Source organism: Bacillus niameyensis (assembly GCF_001375535.1).
Lineage (GTDB): Bacteria > Bacillota > Bacilli > Bacillales > Bacillaceae_C > Lederbergia > Lederbergia niameyensis.
Genome location: NZ_LN831197.1, coordinates 4,260,627 through 4,272,307, shown reverse-complemented (window position 1 = coordinate 4,272,307; position 11,681 = coordinate 4,260,627). Strand labels below are relative to the sequence as shown.

General features: G+C 39.4%; 9 protein-coding genes. All 9 read right to left on the bottom strand.

The window, feature by feature from the left end:
• Positions 1–477 precede the first annotated feature (477 nt).
• The 9 genes from BN1243_RS19740 to BN1243_RS19700 all read right to left on the bottom strand — a co-directional run bounded on the left by BN1243_RS19740 (position 478) and on the right by BN1243_RS19700 (position 11,464).
• Entirely contained in the window at positions 478–1,998 is a 1,521-nt protein-coding gene (locus BN1243_RS19740; protein ID WP_062109718.1) for a nitrate/nitrite transporter, read from the bottom strand.
• A gap of 178 nt (positions 1,999–2,176) precedes the next feature.
• Entirely contained in the window at positions 2,177–2,704 is a 528-nt protein-coding gene (locus tag BN1243_RS19735) for a hemerythrin domain-containing protein (RefSeq protein WP_062109716.1), read from the bottom strand.
• A gap of 19 nt (positions 2,705–2,723) precedes the next feature.
• Entirely contained in the window at positions 2,724–3,371 is a 648-nt protein-coding gene (locus BN1243_RS19730) for a response regulator transcription factor (RefSeq protein ID WP_062110808.1), read from the bottom strand.
• Positions 3,371–4,435, bottom strand: coding sequence for a sensor histidine kinase (locus BN1243_RS19725; RefSeq protein WP_062109714.1), 1,065 nt, complete (start codon positions 4,433–4,435; stop codon positions 3,371–3,373). Before BN1243_RS19725 ends, BN1243_RS19730 begins: the two co-directional genes overlap by 1 nt.
• Positions 4,435–4,893, bottom strand: a complete 459-nt coding sequence (locus tag BN1243_RS19720) for a GAF domain-containing protein (protein ID WP_062109711.1) — start codon at positions 4,891–4,893, stop codon at positions 4,435–4,437. Before BN1243_RS19720 ends, BN1243_RS19725 begins: the two co-directional genes overlap by 1 nt.
• Positions 4,894–5,017: 124 nt before the next feature.
• Positions 5,018–5,704 carry a respiratory nitrate reductase subunit gamma gene (gene narI / locus BN1243_RS19715; RefSeq protein WP_062109709.1) on the bottom strand — a complete coding sequence of 229 codons (687 nt, stop codon included), beginning with the start codon at positions 5,702–5,704 and terminating at the stop codon, positions 5,018–5,020.
• On the bottom strand, positions 5,691–6,266 hold the full coding sequence (gene narJ, locus BN1243_RS19710; RefSeq protein WP_062109707.1) for a nitrate reductase molybdenum cofactor assembly chaperone: 576 nt from the start codon (positions 6,264–6,266) through the stop codon (positions 5,691–5,693). Before narJ ends, narI begins: the two co-directional genes overlap by 14 nt.
• Positions 6,259–7,797, bottom strand: a complete 1,539-nt coding sequence (gene narH / locus BN1243_RS19705; protein ID WP_062109705.1) for a nitrate reductase subunit beta — start codon at positions 7,795–7,797, stop codon at positions 6,259–6,261. Before narH ends, narJ begins: the two co-directional genes overlap by 8 nt.
• Positions 7,787–11,464: a nitrate reductase subunit alpha gene (locus tag BN1243_RS19700; RefSeq protein ID WP_062109703.1), complete on the bottom strand. Its 3,678-nt coding sequence runs from the start codon at positions 11,462–11,464 to the stop codon at positions 7,787–7,789. The genes narH and BN1243_RS19700 overlap by 11 nt, the downstream gene beginning before the upstream one ends.
• Positions 11,465–11,681: the final 217 nt, after the last annotated feature.

The following is an 11,681-nucleotide window of genomic DNA, read 5'->3' as shown; positions in this document are numbered from 1 at the left end:
CACGAATCTCACTCATATTTCTCGAATCTCACTCATATATCACGAATCTCGCTCATATTTCTCGAATCTCACTCATATATCTCGAATCTCACTCATATATCACGAATCTCACTCATATTTCTCGAATCTCACTCATATATCCCGGGTCTCGCTCATATATCCCGAATCTCACTCATATATTTCGAATCTCGCTCATATATCACGAATCTCGCTCATATTTCCCGGATCTCGCTCATATATCCCAAATCTTGCTCATATATTCCGAATCTCACTCATATTTCCCGGATCTCGCTCATATTTCCCGAATCTCGCTCATATTTCCCGAATCTCGCTCATATTTCTCGAATCTCGCTCATATATCACGAATCTCGCTCATATATTCCGAATTTCGCTCATATATCACGAATCTCACTCATATATCCCGGATCTCGCTCATATATCCCGAATCTCACTCATATATCTCGAATCTCGCTCATATTATAACGGGCTTTGTTTTTCTCGATTTTCATGACGGGAAGTAATATCCGAAAACGTCCCGACATATCGCACATCTTCTCCCGAGTCATCCTTAACAGCACTAATATTTAACCACTGTAAATATTCTTCCCCATTTTTTCGGCGATTCCAAATTTCTCCTTGCCATTCGCCAAATTCCTTAATACTTCCCCACATCTCTTTATAGAAATCCTTAGAATGTCTTCCTGAACTTAGTATACTTGGCTTTTCATTGACCACTTCATCTTCTTCATACCCCGTAAGCTTAGTAAAAGTGGGGTTAACTGCTTTAATTTGGCCATTTCGGTCTGTTACTAAAATCCCTTGCCCTGTTGAGTTAAACACTTCTGAAGATAGGCTTAAACGATCCATATAATACAACCAAACGACTAACACGAAACTGACCAAAGCCACTTGTGATAATAACATGAAGCCAATCGAATATTGGCCTGTCATGGAGTATATCGCTGCAAGCAATAGTGGAGGGAAAAATCCTCCAAGGCCTCCCAATGCGGAAACAATCCCGTTCACTGTACCAGCCTGTTTATTGAAATAAAAAGGAACAAGTTTGAAGATAACACCATTTCCGATTCCAGCACAAATCGCGATTGCAATACAGCCTACTGTATATAATCTAATGGATGGTGAAAATGCAAGAATAATAGCTGCGCCTGTGTAAGTGAGAAACACACCCATCAACAAGAACAACGGCTGGAATTTATCAGCGAGCCATCCGCCTACTGGGCGTAAGAACGTTGCCACAGCAATAAAACCTGCTGTCCTCATTCCAGCATCTACTTTATCCAATTGAAAATAATCGACTAAGAAGTTCGGTAAATATACTGTGAACGCTACAAATGAGCCAAACGTAATGAAATAGAACAGGGAAAAGAACCATAGTTTTTCATTTTTATAGACACCTTTAATTTGTTCGATCATTGGTGTCTTCACTTTTGTTTCTTTCCGATCACCCATAAAAAAGTTTAAAATACAGAAAACCAATAACAAAATTAAATAAAGCTTAACAGTTTGCGACCAGCCAATTTGCGTTGCAATGACAGGTGCAGCAAATGTCGTAATCGCTGTCCCAATATTTCCCGCTCCGTAAATCCCGTTAACAAGACCATGCTTTTCTTTCGGAAAATATTTGGGCAATGACGTAACACCAACTGAGAAAACAGCCCCCGCAATTCCTAAAAACAAACCGCCAATTACAAGATCAGTAAAACTAGATGCTTCACTAATATAGTAAACTGGGAATAGCAATAAGATGAAGCTAATAAGAAAAATAACTCTTGCTCCAAAAATATTAGCATAATAACCTAGTGGAACACGTAAGATCGATCCTAAGACAACTGGGATCGCTGTAAGAATCGCTAATTTCTCTGCTGGGATTGAAATGTCTTCGATAATAAATGGCAATAATGCCGATATGATAACCCACACCATAAAACCTACAACTAAATTCAATGTTTGTAATGGTAATTGAACCTTCTTAATCATTCCAACCACCTTTTCCTTCTCTACATATTATTTTAATTCCCTTATTCGTAGTTTAGCTGTTAGTCAGTTTTATGTTTATTAGGGAGTTCCCTTCCTTTGCATAAGGGTTTCCCTAAATATGTGAATCAGTGCACTTTCTCTTCGCCTACTAAAAAACACTACCCTCTATGGTAGTGTTCTAAACGATTAGTGTATTTAATTGCTCATATAATTTTTCTTCATCTACTGCTTTCATAACCTTCTCTGCCATCGGAAATAAAACAGTCTCCTCTTTCACAAAATGAACCGTTAACACCTCGAAGGCTTCTCCTGCATCGCGAACAATCACCGTCATTCTCTCTAATGACAAATTGTCCATACCTTGCAGAGTATGATGGAGAAAGTGGCCAATATAACCGTCAATCTCTTTATGTTCTTCTTCAATCGATACAATCGGTCCTTGCTCATAGCCGATATAGTGTCCAAGCATAGGGAAGAAATATTTTTCCTCTTTATCTGTATGGTTTTTTAATGGTTCAATAAATTCTACAAGCAGTTGTCTCAGCTTTTTTAAAGCATCACGGGCTTCTTCTAAACGGTAATGACCTCTTTCAAAGTTTAAAACAATCTCATGCCATTCCGTCATCAAATAAGATAAGTAATTATGCTCATTTTCAAGGATGCGCATAGCTGGCAATTTAAATCGCAATTCTGTACCTGGAGGCATGAATAGTCCTCCTTTCTCATTAGAAATTAAGCAGTTTTTTCTTTAAAGCATATTCTACTAATTCTGGCCGATTTTTTAATGAAAGTTTTTCCATAATTTTAGCCTTATGAGCTTCAACAGTCTTAACAGAAATAAATAACTTTTCGGCAATCTCTTTATTGCCATATCCCTTTGCAACTAAAGGTAAAATTTCCAATTCACGTTTCGATAAAATTTTAAACGGATCATCTGTTACTTGATCCTCATCTTTTTTAATAAATTCCTTAACGAGAGAAGTGGCCATTTTCGGATGAATATATGTGCCGCCACTATAAACCGTTCGTACAGCAGCCACTAACTCTTCGTCCGGAGCATTTTTTAAAATATATCCAGCTGCTCCATTTTTAAGAACATGGAACAAATATTCTTCATCATCATACATCGTTAAAATCAGGATCTTCGTTTCAGGGAAATCTTCACTAATTTTCCCCGTTGCAATCAAACCACTCTCACCAGGAGGCATACTTAAATCTAGGAGTAAAACGTCTGGGTGATGCTTCCCCACCATGGCATATGCTTCAATTCCGTCAGCCGCCGTTGCGACTACTTCCATATCCGGTTGGTAATTCAAGATCATCGAAAAACCGCTACGTACAACGGCATGATCATCTGCTATTACGAGTTTGATCATGACATCAGCCCTTTCGTTTGTTCAGGTGCAACTGGAACTTGAAGGTGCACCTTCGTTCCCTTTCCAATTTCCGATACGATCGTTAGTTTTCCGTTTATGAACTCAGCCCGCTCTCTCATTCCATATAAACCTAATCCAGTCCCTTTAGCCTCAGCCGTTAAATCAAAACCGACTCCAGCGTCTTCAACTAATAATTGAAGTACATCACTTTCTTCAAAAAGTCGGACATTCACTTCATCAACCTGTGCATATTTCAACGCATTGAATACAGATTCCTGACATATACGGTAAATAACCGTTTCAATTTCATTTTCATAGCGTTTTGAATTAAGCTCAGCGATAAAATGGACAACTAGCCCATAATTTTTCTCAAGCCATTTAAAATGCGAACGGAAAGCTGCTTCTAGCCCAAGGTCATCTAATGAAGATGGTCTAAGTTCTACCGAAAGATTGCGTACATCATCTAATAGTCGGGTCAATGATTTCTCTGTTTGCTTTATTTTTTGCATTTTATCTTCTTCATTGTTTAAGTATTTTAATAGCCTTAGTTCAACGAGAGAATTTAATAATTCCTGAGTCACGCTATCATGAAGTTCACGGGAAATGCGTTTTCTTTCATCTTCCTGCGCCTTAATGATGTGTTTCGTCATTTTATTTTGATAAAGCTCTTCTTGAGTTTTTAATTGTTTCGTTAAATTCCGTAACATTAATATTCTAATCCCATTCGTATCATCAATGACTTGGTAACTCGCAGCGAACGGAAGAATCCCATCCGTTTTGGTTTTTAAAAATATTTGAAAAGAGGAAAAATCCTCCTCTGGATTTTTTAAATAACAGTTAAAACAAGTTCTAACTTCTGTATTATTTGTATAACCTTTGCAAAACTCACAAATAGAATGAGTAAATTTATGTTCAACCTCTTGAAGATCCACAATCCTACGAGCGGCTGGATTCATATCCATCACTTTTCCATATCCATTTAAGAAGAAAATAATTTCCGAACTTCGCTCATACATTTTTTTCAATAAGTCGATCATTTCATTTTCCGGTAAATTCATCATTAAACGATCCTTTCTTTTCCATAGAAAGGTTGGAAATTATCCCCTATTTCCGTTTGTAAACTTTCAATATGCTCGCTAGTCACCATCTTTTCCTTTCGAAAACCAACTAGCAAGACACCTTCAACTCGTTGATCCTTCCAAAGAGGAATAGCGCCAATACTCTTTAACGATTCTGAGACGATGATCGGATAATTAAATAAATCCTTCCCATAAATTTCTTCATTTATGTTTTGGATTAGTAAAGGTTTTCCTGTTTTAAAGACAATCCCCGCTATTCCTTTTCCAGAAAATAATGTAATTCGCTTATAGCGATGATTTAAATTGCCTGCAGCAAATTTCCATTTCAAAACAAAACTATCCTCAAAAGACTGAGTAAGCGCTAATGAGACAAAGTCAAATTGATAACGTTCCTTCAAGAGGTTTATCTTTGTTTGGAAGTTTGCGTTTTTTTCATTCATACGTATTCTCTCCAATGTTTTAAAAGCAGATCTTTTTCACTCACTTTTTGCTGATTCAGGGTTTTATCTTTATATTACGTTATTATGGACAGTTTTCCCGTAATACCAAGATCCAGAATTATTGTTAACTCGCGCGATGCTTCCTATAAATAATATAACTTCTTCCTACGTAATTCAATGGAACGCTCCAAACGTGAACAAGTCTTGTGAATGGCCATAAACCGAAAATGATGAATCCGGAGAGAACGTGAATTTTAAAAGAAACAGGGACATCTGCCATTAAAGAAGCGTCTGGACGGAGGATCAACAGTCCACGAAACCATACCGAAATAGATTCTCGATAATCAAATTCAGGTTGAACTACATTCGTGACAATTGTAGAAAACATCCCCATAAAAACAATAAATAATAGGAGAACATTCACGATTAAATCAGAAGCGGAGCTTAATTTTCTCACACTTTTAATCGTAAAACGTCGAGCAGTCAAAATAATCATTCCTGCCAGTGTAAGAACACCAAAAAAGCCTCCGCCGTACAAAGCTCCCATATGATACAAATGGTCACTGATTCCTAACGCTTGTGTCCAAGATTTCGGTATCCCTAAACCAGATACATGGCCTAAAATAACGGGAATGATGCCAAGATGGAATAAAATACTTCCTACCATAAGCTGCTTTTTTTCGATAAATTCACTGGATTTGGCTGTCCAGTTGAATTTATCAGTGCGATAGCGAAAAATATGTCCAACAATAAAAACAGCTATACATAAGTAAGGTAGGATTACCCATAGAAATTGGCTAAGCATGTTCATGTGTCGTTTCCCCCTGTTTTACACATGTTCTCAAAGTTTCCCTTAAACCTTTCACTAAGTGAAAATAAGGGCTTTTATCTTTTTCAAGTGATTTTAATAGATGGTACGTTCCATCCTCTAATACGGCGAATAGGATCGAAAAACTTTGTGGTGAGCGCGGATCCCCTCCCCATTCGGCTGCATATAAAAATTCACACATAAGTGGCAAGTAATCTGATAACTCGTGGGCTGGCATTTCAAGTCCATACATTTCATACATCACTTTTAATTTTGCCAACATTTGTCCCCGCTCTTTCCCATCTTCATATTTAAAATAGGTCATGAAAAGAGCCGAGTTTTTTTGAAAGTCAAATGTAGCTGTGTACATTTCTTCCATTTCATCAAGATTGAACTCATGAATCAAATCCCAAAATATCTTAATGTGTGCATAGGCTGGATGGGAAGAGTCTATTGACTCCTCCAAAACCGCCGGATGGAAATACTGCTTTTCAGGATAGGAAAGCATTTGGGCAAAAAATCCAAAAGCATCTTTGTGTTGATATAACTTTTCGAGATCAATCACGCCAAATACCCCCATAGAAATTTTCTTCGTAGATTTCTTTACCACTCTTACCTTGTGTCACATGAATCGGACCACAACCATCACAGTCAGATCCAAATCCTTCTTGACCTTGAGCACGATATGGATCCATATACCCTTCTTTATGTGAAGTTGGGATGACGAAACGATCTTCATATTTTGCAATAGCAAGGAGACGATACATTGCCCGAGTTTGATGTGCGGTTAAGCCAATGCGATCCAAACGGCTTTCATCAAATTCTTTCCCAGAAGAAAGAGCACGCATGTAAGAACGCATCATTGCCATTCTTTGGAGAGCTTCTTTCACTGTTTCGGTATCACCAGCTGTCAGCAAATTCGCTAAATATTGGATCGGAATGCGCATTTCTTCAATTGCAGGGAAAATGGCATCCGGATTTTTAATCGAATCTTTTCCTTCAAAATAGTTCATTATTGGGCTTAATGGCGGCACATACCAAACCATTGGCAGCGTACGATATTCTGGATGAAGCGGGAATGCCAATTTATACTCAATCGCTAGTTTATAAACTGGCGAGTTTTGTGCTGCTTCTATCCAGTCTTCAGAAATACCATCTTTTCTTGCCTGTTCAATTACTTCAGGATCGTTTGGATCAAGAAATAGATCGCATTGCGCTTTATAAAGATCTTTTTCATCTGGTGTTGCGGCTGCTTCAAGTACGCGGTCCGCATCATATAGCAAGACGCCTAAATAACGAATTCGACCTGTACATGTTTCCGAACAAACGGTAGGAAGCCCCGCTTCGATTCGTGGGAAACAGAATGTACATTTTTCTGCTTTATTCGTTTGCCAGTTAAAATATACTTTTTTATATGGGCAACCAGTCATACAATAACGCCAACCACGGCAAGATTCCTGGTCAACAAGGACAATCCCATCTTCATCACGCTTATACATCGCACCTGAAGGACAAGAGGCGACACAGCTTGGATTTAAGCAATGTTCACAAAGCCGTGGCAAATACATCATAAAGGCTTTTTCAAAATTAAATTTGATCTCTTCCTCAATTTTTTCGATATTAGGATCAGTTGGGCCGGTAATATGAGCACCTGCTAAGTCATCTTCCCAGTTTGGTCCCCAATTAAGATCCATTTTTTCACCAGTAATAGCTGATTTTGGACGTGCTACTGGCTGATGTTTCTTCTCACCTGAGTTTGTTAAATGTTCATAGTTATATGTCCATGGTTCATAGTAATCTTTCATTTCTGGCATATCAGGATTATAAAAGATCTTCCCGAGCGCAATTTTTTCAAGCTTACTTCCCGAATTTAATTCAAGTTTGCCATTTTTTAAGCGCCAACCGCCTTTATATTTTTCCTGATCTTCCCATCGTTGTGGATAGCCAATTCCAGGCTTTGTTTCCACGTTATTAAACCACATATATTCTGCACCCGGACGATTAGTCCAGGTCGTTTTACATGTAACGCTGCATGTATGGCAGCCAATACATTTATCTAGGTTCATCACCATTGCCACTTGCGCTTTAATCTTCAAGCCAATTTACCTCCTTCATCTTCCGAACGGCAACATATTCATCCCGTTGGTTCCCGATTGGTCCATAATAGTTAAACCCATAGCTAATCTGGGCATAGCCGCCAACCATTTGCGTCGGCTTCATATGAATTCTCGTTGGAGCATTGTGACTGCCTCCGCGTGTATCGGTAATCTCTGAACCTGGCACATTAATATGTTTGTCTTGCGCATGGTACATGAACATTGTGCCTTTTGGCATCCGATGACTAACTACTGCTCTAGCTGTTACAACACCGTTTCGGTTATAGACTTCAACCCAGTCATTATCATGAATATCATGGGCTTTTGCATCTAGATCACTCATCCAAACCGTCGGGCCGCCACGGAAGAGAGTTAACATGTGTAAATTATCTTGGTACGTGCTATGAATATTCCATTTTCCGTGTGGTGTTAAATAACGAAGCACAAGAGAATCTTGCCCACCGACAATTTGCTTATCACGCGGTCCAAATACCATAGGCGGTAATGTTGGCTTGTAAACTGGTAAACTCTCTCCAAATTGGAGGAAAACTTCATGGTCAACATAGAAATGTTGCCGGCCTGTCAATGTTCGAAATGGGACAAGTCGTTCGATATTCGTTGTAAAAGGTGAATAACGTCTGCCCATTTTATTCGACCCGCTAAAAACCGGGGTAGGAATTACTTCCCTTGGTTGAATCGTAATACTTTGGAAAGTAATTTTTTCTGCAGCACGGTCGGCAGAAATATCTTTTAATTCCACTCCATGTTCTTTTTCTGCTTCGATCCATGCTTTTTGTGATACACGACCGTTTGTTGCAGATGATATATTGAGAACAGCGTCAGCCGCATGACGTGCAGTATGCAATTTTGGTTTGCCTGATTTAATCGTCTCATCAAAGTAAGTTCCGTTGATTTTTTTCAGCTCTTCATACTCTTCTGCAACCGAGAAGCTAACTCCATGAGCACCAACTTTTCCAGTTTCTACATTAGGTCCTAACGAAACATATTTATCGTAAATCTGTGTGTAATCACGTTCCACGATTGAGAAGTTCGGCATTGTTTTCCCCGGAATCGGATCAACTTCACCTTTTTTCCAGTCTTTTACTTCACCGAGAGCTTGCGCGATTTCACCTTTTGAATCGTGTGTAAGTGGCGAGATTACTACGTCTTTATATTTTCCAGGTAAATGATCCTTCGCCATTTCCGAAAATTCCTTCGCAAGGGTCCGATAAATATCCCAGTCAGAGCGTGATTCCCAAAGCGGATCAATTGCTGGATTGAATGGATGAACAAATGGATGCATATCTGTCGATGACAAATCCGTTTTTTCATACCAAGTCGCAGCTGGCAAAACAATATCCGCATATAATGGAGTTGCTGTCATCCGAAAATCGAGTGCCACAAGTAAATCGAGTTTTCCCTCTACCTCTTCACGCCACTTAATTTCCTCAGGTTTTTCCTCCTCATTCGGTGAGGAGAGCAGGCCATTATGTGTGCCAAGTAAATGTTTCATAAAATACTCTTGACCCTTAGCGGAGCTTGAAATTAGATTCGAACGCCAAACAAACAGTGTCCGTGGAAAATTTTCTGGAGCATCTGGATCTTCAATTGCAAACTGCGTTTCACCTGACACTACTTGGTCAACAGCATGTTCGATAATCTCTTCATTCGATTCTTTGCCTAATTTAGCAGCCTCTTCAGCAAAAATAAGACTATTTTTATTAAACTGCGGATAAGATGGCAACCAACCGAGCCGTGCAGCTAGAACATTATAATCAGCTGGATGTTCATATTTAATTTTTCCTCCAGTCGGCGATTTCAATGATCCTGTGCCCAACTCTTCATATTTCCACTGATTAGTTGCGAAATAGAAGAAAGATGTAGCGTTCTGCTGTCTTGGTGCACCTTGCCAATCTTTTGCAAAAGCGACAGTTGACCAACCTTCGATAGGACGACATTTTTCTTGGCCTACGTAATGTGCCCAGCCGCCACCGTTCACTCCTTGAGAAGCTGTTAAGATCACTAGATTTAAAATCGCCCGATAAATGGTATCACTATTAAACCAGTGATTAATCCCTGCCCCCATAATAATCATCGAGCGACCTTTCGTATCAAGTGAATTTTGGGCAAACTCACGAGCAATTTGAACGACGAGTGCTGGTTTTACGCCAGTCACTTTTTCTTGCCATGCTGGAGTATAATGGGACTCGGCATCATCATAACTTTGCGCTTCCAATTTACTTCCGATTCTTTTCACACCATATTGACTAAGCATTAAATCATAGACAGTAGCAACGAGACGTTCCGAACCATCAGCGAGTTTAATCGTTTTTACTGGGATCGGTCTAGTAAATGTGCCATTTCCGGCGTTATCAAAATAAGGATAAATAATTTCTGTCCACTCGGAATCATGCCCTTCTATCGAAAGAGCTGGTTGAATTACTGTGCCATCCTCTCTTTCAAGGATCAAGTTCCATTTTTTATCTTCTTCCCAACGTTGACCCATCGTGCCGTTTGGAACAATGATTTCATCAGCAGCCTCATCAAAAATGACAGGTTTCCATTCGGAATGTTGGGATGAATCTCCAAGGTCACTAGCTCGAAGGAAGCGACCAGCTTTATACTTTCCCTCATGCTTATCCAACATGATGAGAAATGGCATATCAGTGTATTGTTTGGCATAATTCAAAAACATTGGTTCTTTTCGTTCTTGATAAAATTCATTTAGGATAACATGGGTCATTGCTTGCGCAATTGCAGCATCTGTTCCAGGATTTGGAGCTAACCAGTTATCGGCAAACTTAACATTTTCCGCATAATCTGGAGCAACTGATACGACTTTTGTTCCTTTATAACGGACTTCTGTCATAAAATGAGCATCTGGCGTCCTTGTTAGCGGAACGTTTGAACCCCACATAATTAAATAACCAGCATTGTACCAATCGGATGATTCAGGTACATCTGTTTGATCTCCCCAAATTTGCGGTGATGCAGGTGGAAGATCGGCGTACCAATCATAAAAGCTAAGCATTTCTCCACCAAGAAGCGAAATAAAACGAGCTCCTGATGCATAGCTGATCATCGACATCGCTGGAATTGGTGTAAAACCGGCAATCCGATCAGGGCCATATTTTCTAATCGTATAAATAAGTTGCGCCGATATTAATTTTGTAGCATCTTGCCATGATACACGTACATGACCGCCTTTACCGCGGGCTTGTTTGTACGCTTTTGCCTTTTCTGGATTTTCGACAATACTTGCCCAAGCATCAACTGGATTATCATGTTCTTTTAATGCTTGTTTCCAAAATCTCCATAACCGGCCACGCATATAAGGGTATTTCACCCGCAACGGACTATATTCATACCAAGAGAATGACGCTCCGCGCGGACAACCCCTTGGTTCAAATTCTGGCATATCTGGTCCACAAGAAGGATAATCAATTTGCTGATTTTCCCAAGTAATAATTCCATTTTTCACAAAGACTTTCCAGCTGCAAGATCCCGTACAGTTCACTCCATGAGTTGTTCGGACAACTTTATCATGAGACCAACGTTGGCGATACATTTTTTCCCATTCTCTGCTTTTCTCTTCAAGAATTGACCAATTTCCCGAATACCGTTCAGTCGGTTTAAAAAACTTGAGTCCAAATTTCTTCTTTTTCATTGGACAGATTTCCCTCCCCCATCATCGCTTAAAGAAACAAATGATGATTCTTCTTACTTCTTATTATCAAAGAAGTGGCAAACACTTCCTATTAGGGAAACACCTATTCATAGTAGGGAAAACCCTAAAGGTGCCTGTCACGCCCCGAGTTTTGTCGAATTCGACAAAACTCGGGGCGTGACAGGCACACTATAAATAAAAAAATGACCCACAAGGG